Source organism: Luteolibacter yonseiensis (genome assembly GCF_016595465.1).
In the GTDB taxonomy this organism is placed as follows: Bacteria; Verrucomicrobiota; Verrucomicrobiia; order Verrucomicrobiales; family Akkermansiaceae; genus Luteolibacter; species Luteolibacter yonseiensis.
Map to the genome: position 1 here is coordinate 119,702 of NZ_JAENIK010000009.1, position 18,157 is coordinate 137,858.

17 protein-coding genes are annotated in these 18,157 nt (G+C 61.5%); 9 read left to right on the top strand and 8 right to left on the bottom strand.

The annotated features are described in order from the left end of the window. Positions 1 to 88: 88 nt before the first annotated feature. The 3 genes from JIN84_RS08100 to JIN84_RS08110 form a co-directional block, all read right to left on the bottom strand. Positions 89 to 988: a hypothetical protein gene (locus JIN84_RS08100; protein ID WP_200350536.1), complete on the bottom strand. Its 900-nt coding sequence runs from the start codon at positions 986 to 988 to the stop codon at positions 89 to 91. A gap of 49 nt (positions 989 to 1,037) precedes the next feature. After that, entirely contained in the window at positions 1,038 to 1,952 is a 915-nt protein-coding gene (locus tag JIN84_RS08105) for a hypothetical protein (protein ID WP_200350537.1), read from the bottom strand. 78 nt (positions 1,953 to 2,030) lie between these two features. Further along, on the bottom strand, positions 2,031 to 2,924 hold the full coding sequence (locus JIN84_RS08110; protein WP_200350538.1) for a hypothetical protein: 894 nt from the start codon (positions 2,922 to 2,924) through the stop codon (positions 2,031 to 2,033). A gap of 146 nt (positions 2,925 to 3,070) precedes the next feature. Between JIN84_RS08110 and JIN84_RS08115 the strand changes: the two genes are divergently transcribed. From JIN84_RS08115 to JIN84_RS08125, 3 genes are all read left to right on the top strand, one after another. Beyond that, the gene (locus JIN84_RS08115; protein ID WP_200350539.1) at positions 3,071 to 3,670 is read left to right on the top strand and encodes a methyltransferase domain-containing protein; all 600 of its coding nucleotides are present in this window, start codon (positions 3,071 to 3,073) and stop codon (positions 3,668 to 3,670) included. A gap of 66 nt (positions 3,671 to 3,736) precedes the next feature. Beyond that, positions 3,737 to 4,717 (top strand): S1C family serine protease, encoded by a 981-nt coding sequence (locus JIN84_RS08120; protein ID WP_200350540.1) that lies wholly within the window; start codon positions 3,737 to 3,739, stop codon positions 4,715 to 4,717. Beyond that, complete coding sequence (locus JIN84_RS08125; RefSeq protein WP_200350541.1) at positions 4,707 to 5,708, top strand: PDZ domain-containing protein; 1,002 nt, start codon at positions 4,707 to 4,709, stop codon at positions 5,706 to 5,708. Before JIN84_RS08120 ends, JIN84_RS08125 begins: the two co-directional genes overlap by 11 nt. A 22-nt stretch (positions 5,709 to 5,730) precedes the next feature. Here the strand turns inward: JIN84_RS08125 and JIN84_RS08130 are convergent, their stop codons facing one another. The 5 genes from JIN84_RS08130 to JIN84_RS08150 form a co-directional block, all read right to left on the bottom strand. Then, positions 5,731 to 5,982, bottom strand: coding sequence for a hypothetical protein (locus JIN84_RS08130; protein WP_200350542.1), 252 nt, complete (start codon positions 5,980 to 5,982; stop codon positions 5,731 to 5,733). Positions 5,983 to 6,001: 19 nt separating this feature from the next. Next, positions 6,002 to 8,146, bottom strand: coding sequence for a multicopper oxidase domain-containing protein (locus tag JIN84_RS08135; protein ID WP_200350543.1), 2,145 nt, complete (start codon positions 8,144 to 8,146; stop codon positions 6,002 to 6,004). Between the two features lie 104 nt (positions 8,147 to 8,250). Continuing rightward, a complete protein-coding gene (locus JIN84_RS08140) occupies positions 8,251 to 8,604 on the bottom strand; it encodes a hypothetical protein (RefSeq protein ID WP_200350544.1) in 354 nt (117 codons plus the stop codon). Positions 8,605 to 8,650: 46 nt separating this feature from the next. Then, entirely contained in the window at positions 8,651 to 10,069 is a 1,419-nt protein-coding gene (locus JIN84_RS08145; protein ID WP_200350545.1) for a cryptochrome/photolyase family protein, read from the bottom strand. A 46-nt stretch (positions 10,070 to 10,115) separates the two neighbouring features. Next, positions 10,116 to 10,376 carry a hypothetical protein gene (locus tag JIN84_RS08150; protein WP_200350546.1) on the bottom strand — a complete coding sequence of 87 codons (261 nt, stop codon included), beginning with the start codon at positions 10,374 to 10,376 and terminating at the stop codon, positions 10,116 to 10,118. Positions 10,377 to 10,626: 250 nt separating this feature from the next. On the opposite strand from JIN84_RS08150, the gene JIN84_RS08155 reads away from it, so the two are divergent. The 6 genes from JIN84_RS08155 (at position 10,627) to JIN84_RS08180 (ending at position 18,098) form a co-directional block, all read left to right on the top strand. After that, entirely contained in the window at positions 10,627 to 11,709 is a 1,083-nt protein-coding gene (locus JIN84_RS08155; protein ID WP_200350547.1) for a DNA-directed RNA polymerase subunit alpha, read from the top strand. A 29-nt stretch (positions 11,710 to 11,738) separates the two neighbouring features. Continuing rightward, positions 11,739 to 12,230 (top strand): 50S ribosomal protein L17, encoded by a 492-nt coding sequence (rplQ, locus tag JIN84_RS08160; protein ID WP_200350548.1) that lies wholly within the window; start codon positions 11,739 to 11,741, stop codon positions 12,228 to 12,230. A gap of 532 nt (positions 12,231 to 12,762) precedes the next feature. Beyond that, a complete protein-coding gene (locus tag JIN84_RS08165) occupies positions 12,763 to 13,113 on the top strand; it encodes a nucleotide pyrophosphohydrolase (RefSeq protein ID WP_200350549.1) in 351 nt (116 codons plus the stop codon). Then, positions 13,110 to 14,138: a 16S rRNA (cytosine(1402)-N(4))-methyltransferase RsmH gene (gene rsmH, locus JIN84_RS08170; protein WP_200350550.1), complete on the top strand. Its 1,029-nt coding sequence runs from the start codon at positions 13,110 to 13,112 to the stop codon at positions 14,136 to 14,138. The genes JIN84_RS08165 and rsmH overlap by 4 nt, the downstream gene beginning before the upstream one ends. A 49-nt stretch (positions 14,139 to 14,187) precedes the next feature. Then, positions 14,188 to 16,485 carry a DUF7133 domain-containing protein gene (locus JIN84_RS08175; RefSeq protein ID WP_200350551.1) on the top strand — a complete coding sequence of 766 codons (2,298 nt, stop codon included), beginning with the start codon at positions 14,188 to 14,190 and terminating at the stop codon, positions 16,483 to 16,485. A gap of 221 nt (positions 16,486 to 16,706) precedes the next feature. After that, complete coding sequence (locus JIN84_RS08180) at positions 16,707 to 18,098, top strand: hypothetical protein (protein WP_200350552.1); 1,392 nt, start codon at positions 16,707 to 16,709, stop codon at positions 18,096 to 18,098. The last annotated feature ends 59 nt before the right edge of the window (positions 18,099 to 18,157 follow it).

An 18,157-nucleotide genomic window follows, 5' to 3' on the forward strand; every position in this document is an offset into this window, starting at 1 on the left:
GCGACTTAGAGAAAAGCGCATCATGCACGATTATCCGGCTCAATTTGCTCTATCTTGGACGCAAACTCGTTGTCTATCCTCACCCTCGTCAAAGACGGTCGATAATGATTTTTTGGGTGATCTCCACAGGGCCCTCGATATGGGCGGTGACGTCGGGAGCAGGTGTCGCGTCGATGCTGATGTTGCCCGAAGTGACCGTCCGCAGGTCGCTTAGATCCCCCAATGAGCGATGTGTCGTCACCGTTCCGCGGAGCCGCATGTTCATCTGCCTCTCGTCGGACTTGCTCGCGAGGTCGACTTCAGCCTTGAGCACCGCGCAGCGGATGCCTTGGTAGTCTTCGATCCCCGTGAACTCCATGGCATAAGTTCCGGTCATATCGTCCAAGATGGCGAAACTTCCTATTTTTGTGGGATCGACGTCCCATTTGTCGCCCACCTTGCGGGGGTTGTCTCCGTAAAGTTCGACATCAACCTCACGATTGAGGAAGTCCGCCATTTTTTCAATTTCCGGCACCCATTCCAGTTCGGGAGTTCCGGTTTCGAGTGCCGCGACCCATTTGCCGTCTTTCTTTTCAACGAGGATGGGCCGGCCTTCGAGCGGAACAGGTTTGACGGGTTCGGGAAACTCCCTGTCGCCGAACACCGTTTTTCCCGTGATCTTCCGGCTGACCAGCATGCGGCGGATTTTTGTGTCCGAGAGAAATTCGAAAGTTCCCCGGGCCTCGATGCCATGGAAGTAGACACCCTTCGATTCGCGTCCATCCGTATGAGAAAGTATTGTGGCATTGTCGATCGTCAGGATGCCTTCCGTTTTGCCTCTGGTGCCGGCGGGAGGGATGTGGCCGCGTTTCGCGAGGATGAAACCGGTTTCCGAAGGGGGGGCGGAGGGCGTGTCGGCGGCGGTGCCGGGTGGCACCGGTTCCTTGCGCTTGCAGGAAATCGAGAGCAACGGAAGGACGATGAGGAGCGGGAGAATCCTGGGAATCATGATACCTGTCGGAAACCGGGGGGAGGAGGAATGGGATCTTGCCCGTTTCTCAAGGGCGGGTGACGGTCACCTTCTGGGTGAGTCTGATCGGCCCCTCCATATGCATCGAAAAGCCGGGGGCGGGTGCTCCGTCGAGGTCGACCGAGCCGCTGGTGACGACCTGGAGATCGGTCATGTCTTTCAGCGAGCGATGGGTCATGACATCGCCGCGGATCCGCATTTTCATGCTTCCGCGACCCTTGCTGGCGGTTGTTCCCTTCAGATCGATCTTCGCTTTCAACACCGCGCAGGGAGTGCCTTGGTAATCCTCGACGCGCACGAATTCGACCGAGTAGGTTCCGGTCAAATTTTCCGCCTCGCCGAAGGAGCCGATCTTGGTGGGATCGACCTCCCATTTGTCTCCAATCTTCCGTGGCGCTTCGCCATAGGTTTCGGCATCGGATTCGTTGTTGAGCGGTTTGGCCATCTTCTCGATGGCCGTTAGCTGTGCTTCTGTCGGGCTGCTGCCGTCTTCAAGGGCGGCGGTCCATTTGCCGTCGGTCTTGGACAACAACACCGTGCTTCCCTCAAGCGGATCGGAAGAGTCGGGAATCGGTTGGTCCATTCCGTTGATCGTCATCTTCCCGGAGATCTTCTTGCTGACGACGGTGCGGCGGATTTTTTCGCCAGGGAGGAATTCGAGTGTTTCGCTTCCTTTTGTGGATTGGTTGACCTTGCCCTGCATTTGTTGGCCACCGGCATCGATCTGCACGTTCGCATCCTCCATTGCTATGGAAAGTTCCATTCCGGTCTTGGTGCCCGCGGGCGGGAGGTAGCCCCGCTTGGCAAGAATCACCGGAGCATCGGCCGGAACGACCGCGGCGACGTTTTCCGCGGAGGATGGCGCGGATTTCTTCTCGCAGGAGGTAACGAGCAGGGGGAGGGTGATGAAGAGCGGAAGGGTTTTACAAGCGATGGTTTTCATTTTCGGGATTGCGGTAAACTGAGGGGGCCATGTGGCGGGGTCGATGATAAAAAAGCAGATGGGGAACGCCCGTTGTCTTCAGGGAGGGGTCACCGTGGTTTGATCCATGATATAAGTGGTCCCTTCGACATGCAGGGTGGTTCCCGGAGCGGTGGTGCTGTCGAGCGTCACGATGCCCGAGAAGCTCGATTGGAGGTCGAGCATGTCCTTCAGCGAGCGGAGGATCGTCACATCGCCACGGAAGCGCATCCGGACGGACTGCCCGCTGAATTCACCGCCTTCGCCTTTGAGGTCGATCACCGCCCTGAGCATGGCGCATGGGGTGCCGCGGAAGTCTTCAATCCGCACGAACTCCATCGACTGGCTGCCGGAGAGATTCCTCACCTCGCCGAGGATTTTGCTTCTGGTGGGATGGACGTCCCATTTTTCCCCCACCTTGCGCGGCGTTTCACCGTAGGTTTCCACATCGGATTCAAGATTGAATGCCTCCGCGATATCATTGATGAAGCGTCTCGCTTGGAGGTCTGCGGTACCGGTTTCCATCGACGCCATCCATACACCGTCCTTTTTTTCGATGATGACCGGCTTGCCATCAAGGCGGAAATCCGACACCGAATCCGGAACCGTCCGGGTGGTTCCGCCGATGACGGCCCTGCCTGTCTTCAGCCTGCTGGCGATGCGGCGGACTTTGGTATCGGAAATGAATTCGAGATCCTCCGTGTCGGTGCTGATGTTGCTGGTGATGCCCAACGTCCGTTTGCCACCCGCCTCCACCCGGAGAACGCTGTCGTTCATGACAATGGTCAGTTCCCTCCGGATCCTGCTGCCGGCGGGCGGGATGTAGCCGCGTTTGGCGAGGGCGACGGAGATTTCAGCCGGAGTTCTGGTGACGGGTGCGGCCGGATTCTTGCGGTCGCAGGAAATCAAGAGCAGGGGGAGAGCGATGAAAAAAGGGAGGACTCTGGGAATCATGGTGTCTAACGGAAGCATGGGGACGTGTCCGGAACAGGTCGATGACAAACGCGGCCTGGGAGCTCTTCCGGGGTTGTGAAGCTTCGAACGGCGGGGCGGTCGTGAAATGCTTTGCAAGGGTGGGACGGCGGCGGGAAGATCCGGGCATGACGGATTGGGAGAATCGCTATCAGGCGGGGGACATGCCATGGGAAAAAGGCCGGGCGGCACCGCCGCTGCTGGAGTTGTTGGAGAAATCCGAGCCGGGGATGTGGGGACCCGGACCGGTCCTGGTGCCGGGCTGCGGCTACGGACATGATGTCCGGGCGCTGGGGGGGCTGGGGGTTCCGGTGGTCGGGCTGGATCTGTCGGAGACGGCGGTGGCGAGGGCGCGTGAATTTTCCCCGGCGGCATGTGGGACCTACGAGACGGGCGATTTCCTCGATCCCGCATGGCGCGAGGGAAAAACATTCTCGGCGATCTGGGAGCACACGTGTTTCTGTGCGATCGACCCTGCGGACCGGGGACGCTACGCGGCGGCGGTGGCCGGCTGCCTGCCTGCCGGTGGCCTGCTGGCGGGGGTGTTTTTCCTCAACCCCTTCGATGCGGGCGAGGATGCCTCCGGTCCGCCGTTCGGCACGACACTGGCGGAGCTGGACGAATGGTTTTCCCCACACTTCGAGCGCATCGGCGGCTGGGTGCCGGAGCGGGCGTATCCCGGCCGCGAGGGGCGGGAATGGGTCGGGCTGTTTCGGAAAAGAGCCTGAGCTTTGGAATCAGTCCAAGGTTGCGGGAAGCCAGGGATGCGGATAGGATGCCGTCACCCGAACCCGATGAAGCTGCTCCTGATTCTTCCGATGCTGGCCCTGCTGCCGTGGTGCGCTTCCGCCAGCGAGGGACGGCCTTATTTCAATGATCTCAAGGCGCCGGAAAGCCGCAAGGACCTGGAGGCCATCCAGAAATCGCTGACGGCGGCCTTGCCCAAGGCGCGGGCGGCGACGGTGTGCATCGAACTGAAGGACGGTTCCGGCAGCGGCGTGATCGTCTCGCCGGACGGCTTGATCCTCACCGCGGCGCACGTGGCGACGGGGGTGAAAAAGAAGGTGACCGTCGAGCTTGAGGACGGCACCAAGCTGAAGGCGGAAACGCTCGGTCTGGTGGCGGACAAGGACGCCGCGATGATCCGGATCACCGAGCCGGGGACCTATCCGTTCGTGGAAATGGACCGCGCGGCGACGACCTTGCTGGGTGATTGGGTGTTCGCGCTCGGGCACTCCGGCGGCTTCAACAAGGAGCGGGGGTCGGTGGTGCGGATCGGGCGGCTGGTGCGGATTGCGGGCTCTTCTTTCCAGTCCGACTGCACCTTGATCGGCGGGGATTCGGGCGGGCCGTTGTTCGACATGACGGGCAAGCTGGTGGGGATCCACTCGCGGGTCGGCGCCCAGCTCCAGGTGAACATGCACGTGCCGATGGCGGAATTCATTTCCAATTGGGATGGCATGATGAAGGGGGAGTTCATCGGCGAAGGTCCCTACGCGCAACTCCCGGTGAAGGGCAACGGATTCCTCGGACTCGCCACGGAGCCGAACCCCAAGGGTGGCCTGCGGATCACCAAGGTGGGCAGCAGGAGTCCGGCGGAGGAGGCGGGTGTCAAGGAGGGCGACATCCTCCACAAGCTCAATGGCACCGAGATGAAGACCCGCGAGCAGATGCAGGATCTGCTCGGGGAGATGTCCGCCGGCGACGAGCTGACGCTGGACATGGAGCGCGGCGGCAAGCCGAAAACCTTTACCCTCGAACTCGGTGAGCGCTGACAAATTTTTCATTCCCGCGTTTTTCGCGCTGCTGCTGCCCTGCGCCGGCCAGCAGAACCTGGACTCGGCGTTCCGCACGACGGGGACGGCGGTGGTGGCGGCCTTCGAGCCGCAGCGCAAGGTGTTGCAGACCTCCAGCGCGGTGATTCTCGACGGCCGCAAGGAGATCGCCTATGGCGTGGTGATCTCCGCCGAAGGGCACATCCTGACAAAAGCCAGCGAGGTGCTGGACGTCGCCGCGCCCGCGGTCACGGTGGACCAGACGAAGTACGGCTCGGCGAAGATTCTGATGGTCGATCCCACCTGGGACGTGGCCTTGCTGAAAGTGGAGGCGACCGGGCTGGTGCCGGTGGTTTACGCCCGGACGAGCGAGGTGGGCCAAGGCACGTGGGTGGTGGCGAACGGCGCGACGACGCGGACCGGACGGCGGCTGATGGCGGGGATCGTGAGCGCGAAAACCCGCGAGATCCCGGCGTCCGGCGGAGCGGCGTTGGGCGTGGTTCTGAAAGAGAAGACCAAGCTGCTCGAGATCGACAGCGTGAACGAGAAGAGCGGCGCGAAGGAAGCCGGATTGCAGTCCGGAGACGTGATCCTGAGCATCGAGGGCAGGCCGATGAAGAAGATCGAGGACATGGCCGAGGTGCTGAAGGACCGCAAGGCGGGGACCACCGTGAAACTCACCTACCGCCGCCAGGAGGCGGAGGCGACGGTCGATGTAAGGCTTGCCGCGAAGGGTGAGCTTTTCGCGGAAGAACCGGACCGGAACGATCAGATGAGCGGCGAATTCTCCCCCCGGCGCAGCGGGTTTCCCCGGATTCTCCAGCATGACATCCTGGGCAGCCGCGCCATCCAGGGCGGACCATTGCTGGATCTGGACGGGCGTTGCGTGGGCATGAACATCGCACGGGCCAACCGGGCGGAAAGCTTCGCGATCCCCGTGGAGGATCTGAAGGAGATCGCGGCGAGGCTGATGAAACAGTCCGGAAATTGAAAGGCGGCTGTCCGGAGCGGACTCACTTTTTCTTGTTGAGGTTGTCGAGGTACTTCTTCGGGTCCTTGTCGAACTTCTTCACGCAGGGCTTGCAGCAGAACTTCACCTCCTGGTCCCCGTGGGTCTTGGTGATGACGCGGCCCATCGAGCCGAGCTTGTTGTCGCTGACGATGCAGACGTCCTTGGGATAGGTCTTGGTCTTCGCGGGGGCCGCATGGAGGCCGGTGGTGCCGGCGATGAACGAGGCGGCGAGCAGGGTGATCAGTGTTTTCATGGTGTTGTCGGTTGGTGTTTCAGAAGCGGAACTGGAGGCCTCCGCCGAAGCCGAAATCAGAGTGGTATTGGGAAATGAGGGAGAACTGTTTGGTCAGGGTGTGGTCCGCGCCGACGCTCCATTCCCATTTGCTGCCGGTGTCGTACCGGACATCGCCGAAGACGCCGAGCCTGTCGGTGATCTGGATGGATTTTCCAAGACCGGCCCGGAGGTCGCCCTCGCTGTCGATCTGCAGGAAACTCTCCACCAGCAGGGGCAGCCGGTATTCCACCCCCGCGAAGGCGCGGTCCTCGTCTCCGTCGTGGTCGGTGAAACGCCAGCCGAGCACGGTGGAGAAATTCGGGTCGAAGTAGCGCTTCCAACCGATGTCGGCCTCGTAGGTGTTTTCATCCCCGTAGCCCGCCTCCCATGACGCGAAGAAGTCGTTGCGGGAATTCATCACGGTCAGCGTGCCCTCGCTCATGTGGGACTGGATCGAGCCGTCGAGAAACGCGAGCAGGGGATCATGCTCGTGTCCTCCGCCGTGTGGCATGTGGCCAGGAGGCATGCCCGGAGGCGTGCCGGTGGTTTGTTCCGAGGCCGGGACGCAGCAGTTGTCGGTGCAGATCTGGTTGGTGCCGGGCTTGAGTTTCCCCTGTGTGGGTGGTTTCCAGCTTTTGTCCTGATAGGCGAAGATGCGCGTCATGCCCGCGTGCATGTGGTAGAGCAGGTGGCAGTGCAGCAGCCAGTCGCCGGGGTTGTCCGCGCGGAACTCGACGGTGCGCTTGCCCATCGGCGGGACATCGATGGTGTGTTTCATCGGAGCGTCGTTCCCCTGCCCGGCGAGCACCCGGAAAAAGTGACCGTGAAGGTGGATGGGATGGTGCATCATCGTGTCATTGATGAATTCCATGCGGATGACCTCGCCTTCCTTGATGGGGATCGTGCCATCCTCCGCGAAGGTCTTGTTGTTGAAGGACCAGATGTAGCGTTCCATGTCGCCGGTCAGCCGCAGTTCGATGGTCCGGCGGGGGAGGGATGCCGGGAAACCGGTCGGCACCGGCGAGCGGAGCCGTGAGTAGGGTGGAAGCGGACGCTCCGGATCCGCGTCCGTGTCCTCCTTGCCGCCGGACATGTCCATGCCCGGCATGTCCATCTCGTCCATGGCGGCCATCAGGTGGGAGTCCATGTTGTAGTTGTCCGGCTTCGGCACGTCGGGAGCCGGATGGAGTGTTCCCCCTCCGAGGAAAACGGAGGCATGGCCGGACCCGTCCTGCGCCGTCGCGCGGACCTCCCATTTCCCGGTTGGCGGGATTTTCACGATGACGTCGTAGGTCTCGGCCATGCCGGTGAGCAGGCGTTTGACGGAGATGGGTTTCACCGGCGGGCCGTCCGCGGCGACGATCTTCATGGGGCCGGTGGCGGACTGGAGGTAGAAGTAGGTGGCGGCGGCCGCGTTGATGAACCGCAGCCTCACCGTTTCGCCAGGCTTGCCGGGCAGGTGGATCGATGGCCGGCCGTTCGCCAGGAACGCGTCGTAGGCGACGTCCGAGATGTCCATGGCGGGCATGCGCGACCATTCGCGTTCGAAGAACGACTTGAGTTCGCCCGCCTTCACCGCGCCGGCGAGGCTTTGCATGGAACCTTTTTTCAACGCATACCAATCGCCGCCACGCCGGAGCGAGCGCATCACCTCCTCGGGTTTCTCCAGCGTCCAGTCGGACAGGACCACGACGTGATCCCGGTCCGCCTTCACCGGTTCTCCGCCCGCCGGATCCACGACGATGGAGCCATAAACCCCGCGTTGTTCCTGAAGGGTGGTGTGGCTGTGATACCAGTAGGTGCCGGAGTGGGGCAGCTTGAACTCGAAGTCGTGCTTGCCTCCCGCGAGGATGGGCGGAGTGGTCACGCCCGGAACCCCGTCCTGCGCCACCGGCAGGACGATGCCGTGCCAGTGGACGGAGGTTTCCTCGTTCCCGAGCTGGTTGTGGACACGGATGCGGGCGGTGTCGCCTTCGCGGAAACGAAGCGTCGGCCCGGGGATGCCGCCGTTGACGGTGAGGGCCGGGATCGGCCTGAGGCCGTTGCCCGGAGTGAAGTCCTGCCGAGCGATCGTCAGGTCATATTCGACGACGCGGGCATGGCAGGCCATGGCGGAAAGGAAAAGGAGTGCGAAAGTTTTCATGGGATGGGGTCGTGTGAACCGGACGCGAGGGAGCGTCGGGAAAATGGCGCGTCGGAAAGGGACGCATTTATCCGCCGCAGGACGTCTGCGGCCTCACGACATCATCAGATCAAAAACCGCTGGAGCATCGCCAGCAGCCGTCGGGGCGGACCGGTGTCGAGTTCCTCCGGCAGCTCCGTGATTTGGACGGGAACGACCGTCGTCACCACCGCGGGTAAGGAGAGCATGGGTTCGGCAGGCGCGGAAACCGGGGCATCCACGGTGACCGAGGCCGCTTCATGATTGCGGGGAGTCTTGGCTTCGCAATCGCAGGCGCTCTCGCGTTTCTCCTTTTTGCCGCCCTCGCAGCACGAGTGCTCCGCCCGCGCGCTGTCACGCACGATGGAAGCGCAGCAGCACGCCGGAATCACGATCAGGATCGCGAAAAACGTGGCGAGGATGCAGCGGAACTTGTGCATGACTGTAGGTGGGACGCGTCCCGGGCGAATATCTTCCCTAAAAAATCTAGCGTTTTTGAGACCGGAGTCGATTGAAAATCGCCAGCGTGCGTTCGCGCTCGGTCTTGTGATCCACGCAGGGCAGGGGATAACCCGGGGCGAGGGGCCGCCCGTCCTTCGGTGGTTCGAGGAAACGGGAGGGGTGGACCTTCGCGAGTTCCGGAATCCACCGCTTGATATAAACACCGTCGGGATCGTATCTGGCGGTCTGTGACCAAGGGTTCTGGATACGGAAATAAGGCGCCGCGTCCGCTCCGGTCCCGGCGGACCATTGCCAGCCGCCGTTGTTCGAGGCGATCTCCCCGTCCACCAGGTGCCGCATGAACCATGATTCGCCGAGTTTCCAGTCGATGTGCAGGTCCTTCGTCAGGAACATGGCGGTGATCATGCGGACGCGGTTGTGCATGAAGCCGGTGGCGAGCAGTTCGCGCATCCCGGCATCGACGATGGGGAACCCGGTGGTGCCGGTTTTCCATGCTTCGAAGTCCCTGCCCGGTTCGTGCCATTCCAGCCCCCGCCAGTCGGCGTTGAATTCCTCCCGCAGGACGTTCGGGAAATGGTGGAGGATCGCGAAGTAGAATTCCCGCCATGCGAGCTCCTTGATGAAGGTGTCGATCCCCGCCTTGCCAACGTGGTCGGCCGCGGCCCTGGCTTTCAGGCAGGCGGCGTGGACCGTGCGGATGGAGACAAGTCCATGCCGGAGGTCCTGGGAAATGCGCGAGGTGCCGTCCGCTCCGGGGAAATCGCGGGACGCCGAGTAGTTTTCGATTTTCCCGGCGATGGCATGCTTCAGCCGCCCGCGGGCGGCGCTCTCCCCTGGTTCGGCGATCTGTGTTTCCGGGACCTCCAATCCCCAGTCCGCGACGGTGGGCAGCGGCAGGGACGTCAGGTGGTCCGGAGTTTTAAATGGGCGTGGCTTGGCGATGGGGGAGGATTTCGGGAGATTCTCCCAGTTTCTGAAATAGGGGGTGAAGACGCGGTAGGGTTGTCCGCTCTGGGTGAGCACCTCGTCCGGGCCGTGCAGGGCGATGTCCGCATGGATGTGGCATTCCACGCCCAGTTCCGCGCAGAGCAGGGAGACCTGGGTCTCCACCGATTTTCCAAAGGGATCGGGCGACGCATGGTAGTGGAGGGCGGCGGCGCGGCACTCGCGGATGATTTTCCGCAGTTCGGCGATGGCCCCGCCCCGGCGGACGATCAGCCGTCCACCGAGCGTTTCGAGGTTTTTCGCCAGCGCGGCCAGGGATCCGCAGAGGAACTGCTGGCGGTTCGGGCCGGTCCAGTGGTGCCGGCCTTGCCAGTCACTGGTAATATAAAGGGGGACCAGGGGGAGTCCGGATTCCGCCGCGCTGCTGAGAGAGGGATTGTCCGCGATCCGCAGATCGCGGCGGAACCAGTGTATGATGGAAGGCTGCGGATCCGGCATGAGAGGAATCTGCCGCCTCACGGGGATCGCGCAACACAGAACGCTTTCAGCTGTCGGCCATGATCTTCTCCGCTTTCTTCAGAGTCGTCTGGCTGAGTTTTCCTTCCACGCGCTTCGAGCCTTCCAGCACCAATTTGAGTTCGGCGAGAACCTTCTCCGCCGCGGCCAGGGATTTCTTCCCACCTCCGAACTTTTTGTCCGGAAAGTATTTGGTGAAATTGGTTCCGGCTCGGCTGATACACAACCGCCAGCCTTCGAAGGCTGCGGTCTCATAGGTAAATCGCGTGAGATTACGTTTTGATTTCATTGATGATAAGGGTGGATTGCACCGAAAATTTGCGTTCGGACTGTTAGGAAATCTAGTTTTTAATTCCGAATTAGTTCCGATTTGGTAAAATTTCGGACGAAAATGTCAGAAAAAAATGCTTTGCAAGCAGGCCGGTCCGCCATTTAGTCGCGCCCCCGCGGGCAATCGCACATCAGCCGTCGGTCCTCTGGACAGCTTCTTAAATGGAGTTTTCCGCCCGCATGAGGGTAACCCGGCAATCAAAAACAACATGTCAGCAGTCAAACTCGCTCGTTTCGAGCTCCCGAACCGCCTCGTCCGCAACGAGGACACCGCCACCGATACCTACGCCCAGTTCAGCGCCGAGCCATTCGAGCGCGGATACGGCCACACCATCGGCAACTCCCTCCGCCGCGTGCTCCTTTCCTCCTTGGAAGGCGCGTCCATCACTTCCGTCCGCATCGCCGGCGTCCAGCACGAGTTCTCCAGCCTTCCGGGCGTGGTGGAAGATGTCACCGACATCGTGCTGAACCTCAAGAAGGTCAAGTTCGCCCACAACGAGAAGGAACCCCGCATCCTCACGATCAAGGTCGAGAAGGAAGGCGTCGTCACCGCCGGCGACATCCAGGGCGACCACATCTACGAAGTGGTCAACAAGGACCAGGTCATCTGCACCCTCGACAAGAAGGTGAAGTTCGACTGCGAATTCGAAGTCCGCGTCGGCCGTGGTTTCTCCACCGGCGACGAAAACAAGCGCAAGGACCAGCCGATCGGCGTCATCGCCATCGACTCGATCTTCTCGCCCGTCACCCGCGTCAAGTACGCCGTGGAAACGACCCGTGTCGGTCAGATGACCGATTTCGACAAGCTCGTGCTCGACATCTGGACCGACGGCCGCATCACCCCGCAGGACGCGCTCCTCCAGGCATCCGCGATTCTCCGCCACCACCTCGACGTGTTCGTCAACTATGACGAGAACGCCGTGGATTTCGAAGAGGCTCCTGCCGAGTCCAGCGAAGAGAACGCCGCCCTCAAGAAACTTCTCAACATGTCGGTCAACGAAATCGAACTCTCGGTTCGTGCCGCCAACTGCCTCAACAACGCGAACATCACCTCGGTGGGCCAGCTCGCGATGAAGTCCGAGGCGGAAATGCTGAAGTATCGCAACTTCGGCAAGAAATCCCTCAACGAAATCAAGGACAAGCTCGTCGAGCTCGGCCTCGGTCTCGGAATGTCCTTCGAAGCCTCCCTGCTTTCCGGACCTGCAGCAGCATCCCGTGGCCCGCGCCTCGGTGCTGAAGACGAAGCGCCTGTCGGCCTTGCCGATCTGATCGCTCAAAACCTCGACGATTAACACATTTAAAATAGAAACGGAAGCACCCGATGAGACATCGCAGCAAAACAGTTAAACTCAAACGCAACGCCTCGCAGCGCCGCGCCCTCCTTGCCAACCTGGCATGCAGCCTCATCCAGCATGGTCGCATCAAGACCACGCTCGGCAAGGCCAAGGCACTCCGCCCGGTCGCGGAAAAGTTGATCACCCTCGCCAAGCGCGACGATCTTCATTCCCGCCGCCTCGCGATCTCCTTCCTCCGTCAGAAGGACACCGTGCAGAAGCTTTTCTCCGAGACAGCACCTGCCTCGAAGGACCGCCAGGGTGGCTACTGCCGCATCACCAAGCTCGGCGCCCGCATGAGCGACTCCGCACCGATGGCGATCATCGAGTGGGTGGACGCACCAGCCAGCGAAGAGCCGGTGGCGGAAGTCGCCGTGGCCGAGGAAGCCGCTCCTGCGGAAGCTCCTGCCAAGCCAGCGAAAAAGGCTGCCAAGAAGAAAAAGGCCGCTGAGGAAGTGGTCGAAGTCGCCGGAGAATAATTTCCAGCGGATCATTCAAGTTCCAGCCGCCTGTGCGAAAGCGCAGGCGGCTTTTTTTGTGGGCCGTTGCGCCCATTCCGGCCTTCGATTTCAGAAGAGAAACCACGAAAATCAAAAAAGACACGAGGGATCTGGGGGGGCAGGCCATCCATCTGAAAGGGGCGGCTCCGTGGACTGCGTGCAGCTTGCTGCCGCTTTCACCTGCCAGCTCGCTGGCCGGGACGGAGGTTCGAATTCATCAGGCGCGCCTCCCCTTGTGCGACAGCCTGCGGAGCAATCAATGATTCGCTGTGGTTCCGCTGTGTCAGCAAGCTGGCTACGGAAAGCGGCAGCGGGCTGCGCGCAGTCCAAAAGTCTCGCCGACTCCAGTGGTCACTTTATTTTCGGAAACTGATTTCATATCAAGCGTGCTGCCAAGCGAGGAAGGTCCATGACCCCCTCTTTTTGTGTTTTTGGTGGATTTCGTGGTTCGTATTCTTCCTTGCGGGATAAAATCTCGCGCTCCCCGCCGCCCGATATTACAACCCCAGCCATGAGTGATTCCATCGCCGAGCTGACGGCACAGATCCAAACCTTCGTGGATGCCCGCGAGTGGCGGAAGTACCACAATGCCAAGGATCTCGCGGTGGCGATTTCCGCCGAGGCGGGTGAGCTGATGCAGCATTTCGTCTGGCAGCAGGAAGAGCAGATCGGCAAACGTCTGGAAGACCGGCGCGAGGAAATCGCCTCGGAAATCGCGGATGTGGCCATCCTGCTTTTCGAATTCGCCGACAATCTCGGACTGAAGCTCGGCGAGGTCATGCAGGCGAAGATCGCCAACAACGACCTCCGCTATCCGGTCGAGAAATCCCGTGGCAACAATCTGAAATATTCCGAACTGTGAGTGAGGAAACCCCACGCCCGCCGCGCCGGAAACGCTACAGCGGAAAAAATCCCCGCCGTTTCGAGGACAAATACAAGGAACACGATCCCGCGCGCTACGGCGACACGGTGGCGAAGGTCATCGCCTCCGGCAAGACGCCTGCGGGTTCCCACATTCCCATCATGATGGAGGAATGCCTCGCCGCGCTGGAACTGGCGGCGGGCATGACCGGTGTGGATGCGACGCTCGGCTACGGCGGCCACGCGCTCCGGATCTTGGAAAAAATCTCACCCGGCGGAAAGCTGCTGGGACTGGATGTGGATCCCATCGAACAGCCGAAAACCGAGGCCCGCCTCCGCGCCGCCGGTTATGGGGAAGACCGTTTCGAAGCGGTCAGGTCCAATTACGCCGGGATTTCCAAGGCCCTCGCCTCGCGGGACATCGCGGCGGTGGATTTCGTTTTCGCCGACCTCGGCTGCTCTTCCATGCAGCTCGACGATCCTTCGCGCGGTTTCAGCTTCAAAACCTCCGGCCCGCTCGACATGCGCATGAATCCCAGTCGCGGCCTCTCCGCCGCCGATTGGTTGGAAAAAACCAGTGTGGAGAAATTGGAAACCGCGCTTGTCGAAAATGCCGACGAACCCCGCGCGCAATCCCTCTCCACGGCACTCGCGGGCGGTAGGTTCCAAACCACGTCGGATTTCGCAAGGGCGATCCGTGAGGCGGTCCGTATCAGCGACGAGGAGGAGATGGATCTGACAGTCCGCCGGGTTTTCCAAGCGGTCCGGATCGCCGTGAACGAGGAATTCACCGCGCTGGATGCCTTTCTCCGCGCGCTGCCGGACTGTTTGAAGTCCGGCGGGCGTGCCGCCATCCTCACCTTCCACTCCGGCGAGGACCGCCGCGTGAAGCAGTTTCTGAAAGCGGGCGTCCGTGACGGCCTCTACTCGGAGATCAGCGAGGGAGTCGTCCAGGCCGGACCCGAGGAACGCCGGATGAACCCGCGCAGCAGCTCCGCGAAACTCCGCTGGGCCACGCGGATGTAGCATTTCGCGATTGAATGTTTTCACACCCATGTTCGTATCCAGCAAGCACATGTTTTTCAGAATCACGGGTCCGCTCCTCCTGATGTCCCTGCTCGCCACCGCGCAGCAAGGTGATGACAAAGGCGTGAAGATGGATCCGGTCGTCCCCGAGAAATTGATCCCGCCCAGCCCGGTGCTCACGGTGGACCAGGCGCTCAAGACGTTCGAGCTGGCTCCCGGTTTCGTCATCGAGCCCGTCGCCGCCGAGCCGCTGGTGGACACTCCCGTCTGTCTGGACTTCGATCCCGCCGGACGCATGTGGGTCTGCGAGATGCGCGGCTACATGCCGGACATCGACGGGAAAAAGGAGTCGGATCCCCAGGGGCGCATTGTCATTCTGGAGGACACCAACGCGGACGGGAAGGCGGACAAGCGCACGGTGTTCCTGGACAAGCTGTTGCTCCCGCGTGCGATCTCGGTTTTCCAGGATGGCGTGCTTTTCATGGATGAGAAACGCCTCTGCTGGATCAAGCGGAAAGGGGACTCGCCGTCCGGAGAACCGCAGGTGATCGATACGAAGATCATGCAGGGCGGAAACGTCGAGCACAAGCCGAACGGCCTGTTGGCGAACCTCGACAACCGTTGGTATCTCGCCAAGTCGGACCGCCGCCTGAAGCGGGCCGGAGACACGTGGGAGCTCGAGACCTCCACCTTCCGCGGCCAGTGGGGCATCGCGCGTGACGATTACGGACGGCTTTATCATAACAACAACTCCACCCTGCTTTTTGGCGACCTGCTGGCACCGGACCTCCTGCTGGGAAATCCGGACGTGAAGATGAAGGCGAAGGATTTCACCCAGCTCGGCAGCAACAGGGTCTGGCCCATCCGCGTCACTCCCGCCGTGAACCGCGCCTACATCGCCAAGGCGCATGGCTTCGACAACGACACGCTCGATCCCAAGACCTACAAGCTCATCAGCGCCACCGCCGCGTCCGGCATGACCATCTACCGCGGGACGAATTTCCCGGCGGACTGGCAGGGCACCGCGTTCGCCACCGAACCGGTCTGCAACCTGGTCAAGGCCATCCGCATCACGGAAAAGGATGGAGTGTCGAAGGGGGAGCATCCTTTGGATGAAAAGGAATTCCTCGCCTCCACCGACGAGCGTTTCCGCCCCGTCAGCGCCTACACCGCGCCGGATGGATCGCTCTACATCGTGGACATGTACCACGGCATCATCCAGCACAACACCTACATGACCAGCTACCTGCGCAAGCAGACGCTGGATCGCGGGCTGGACGCCCCTCCCTACGGCCACGGCCGCATCTACCGGATCCGCAGCAAGATGGGGAAACTCCAACCGGTGGCGGACCTGACGAATCTCCATGGCCTCGACCTGGTCCGCGTGCTCACGAACCCGAACTCATGGCAGCGTGAGACGGCGCAGCGTCTTCTGGTCGAACGCAAGGAAGCCGCGACCATTCCCTTTTTGGAAAAACTGGCGAAGGCGGGAACACCCGTGCAAAAGATCCACGCCTTCTGGACGCTCGAGGGCATGGGCGCGCTCAAGGCGGATTCGCTGGTGACCTCCATCCAGACGAAGGATGCCAAGCTGCAATCCTCGGCGCTCTGGGCCAGCACGCGGCTCGACGCCGCGGAACTCTCGAAGCTCGCGCCCGCGCTGGTGGCCGCTTCACCCACGGATGATGAGGTGGTTCCGTATCTCGCCCGGGCGCTCGGCCGCGTCGGCACCCCCGCCGCCTTCGCGAAGCTCGCGGATCTGCTGGCGAAAAAGTCGAAAGTTCCTTTCGTGAGGGAGGCCGCCGTTTCGGGACTGGATCAGAACGAACTCGCCTTCAAGGAAGCCGCCCTCAAGGACTCGAAAGACACCGCTCTTCTCGGCTGGCTGGACCAGGGGGCCAGGGATGCGAAGTCCAAGCCCGCCGCAAATCATCTGACGGGGGAGGCGCTCGCCTCCTTCGAACGCGGGAAAGCCCTTTTCCACGGTGAGGCCGCCTGCTTCGGCTGCCACGGTGCCGACGGTGATGGCATGCCCAACCTCGGACCTCCGCTGGATTCCTCGGAATGGGTCACCGGAAACCCCAGGAACCTCCTCAACATCCTGCTTCATGGCCTGACGGGCCCCATCACCGTCGATGGCGAATCCTACAGTCCGGAGAGCGACATGCCCGCGCTCGGCGCGAACCCCGCCATCAGCGACCAGGACCTGGCGGACATCTCCACCTACATCCGCAACGAGTGGTCTAACAAGGCCGTGCCCGTCACCCTGCCCCAGGCCAAGTACCAGCGGGACGCCACCAAGGCGCGCGGTGCCAAGCCATGGACGGCGGCGGAACTGGGCAAATGATGTTTTTTCGCCAGGTTCCATCGTCCCCACGGATGATCTAACGGCCGGGTTTGATGTTTCGGCAAACGCCCCCGAATGCGGTTTTTCCGGAATGGGAAGGCATGTGGGCATGCCGGTCGATCCGCGGGATTGACAGCTGGCAATCGGTCGAGATGATTTGAGGTAATGAATGATGTAAGGGTGCGATGGAATGCGTATCCCCGGCCTGAAACCTATCTAACATGAAACCCTCGCTCCTCTCCCTCCGCTTCATCGCAAAGATGTTTTTCGCTGGCATGATGATGTCCTCTTCCGCCATCGCGCAGGATGTGTTGGAACACCTGCGGACCACGGCGGAAGCGGAGGTCGCCATGGCTGATGCCGAGGGGAAGCTGAAGAAAATGGATCTCGCGCAGAAATACGCGACGGCTCTGGGGAATCTGGAAAAATCGCTCGCCGCCGCGGGCGAGCTGGATGCCATCGTGCATCTGCGCGAGGAGCAGGAAGCGGTGAGGGGCACGGGCGAACCCACCCCCCATGACGACAAGCCGCTGGTGGACCTGCGCGCGAAGTATCTGAAGTCGCGCGATGACATCGATGCCGCCACCAAGGGCGCCCGCGCCCAGGTCGCCCAGGGAACCGGGAAAAAAATCAAGGAGCAGGAGGCGGTTCTGACCAAGGCGGGGAAGGTGGAGGAGGCGCTGAACCTTCGCAAGGAAGGTGAACGGCTGCTGCTCCAGCTTTCAGGCGGGAGCGCGGCGGAGACGGTGGCTTTCGCCGACGACCCGCGGGCGAACTCGCTTCCCGCCTTGAACGATCTGGAGATGATCAAGCTTCCGCCGGACAAGCCTCCCGTGGCCGACAATCCTTTCGCGATCAAGGGGGACTGGCTCACGAGCATGACCGTGCCGGTGGCGAAGCAGAAGGTCCGGGAACCGATCATCGTCGGTCATCGTGAAAAAAACATATGGATCACCGTCGTGGTTTCTCCGAACAGCATCTGGTCGGGCGCGGAGCGTGGCAAGGTCCATCTGGCCGCGGGGACATTCATCGCCACCAAGTCCCGTTTCGAGAATCTCGAATTGGGAGCGGACCATGCGAACCGCTTTTATTTCGCGAACTGCGCGTTCACCAGCTGCAAGTTCCCGAAAGTCGGCTGGTGGCATGATGGCGGCTGGTTTTTCGCGAAGCACTATTTCGAAAATTGCCATATCAAGGGAAGCTACGCCGGACGCCTGACGGTTCAGGAGAATGGCATCCGAGCGCAGACCTGTGTGTTCGAGGATGTGGAGTTCCCCACCATCCGTTTCCAGAAACACCAACCCGCGGATTTCGTGAACGACAAGTGGCTGCGGCTCGTCAACTGCCGCTTCGTGAAATGCAAGCTGCCGCTCAGTTTCCTGCTCCTCACCCGCGATTGTGTGTTTGAGAACTGTGTCGTCTCGGAAGACATCGACAGGGGGGATGATGTCGAGATCACCAAGCCGATCCAGATCGACATGTATGTGAGCAACACCCAGATCCGGGTCAACAAGATGCCTGCCGCGGTGACGATCAACCAGAAGAAATACAGCGATCCGAAGGTTGCCGCGGTGCCCACCGCCGCCTCCCTGACGGCGCTGATGGCGAAGTGATACCCACCGGAACCGGCGAGGCCGGAGATGAAGCCAAAGGCTTCCACATTCTGACAGGC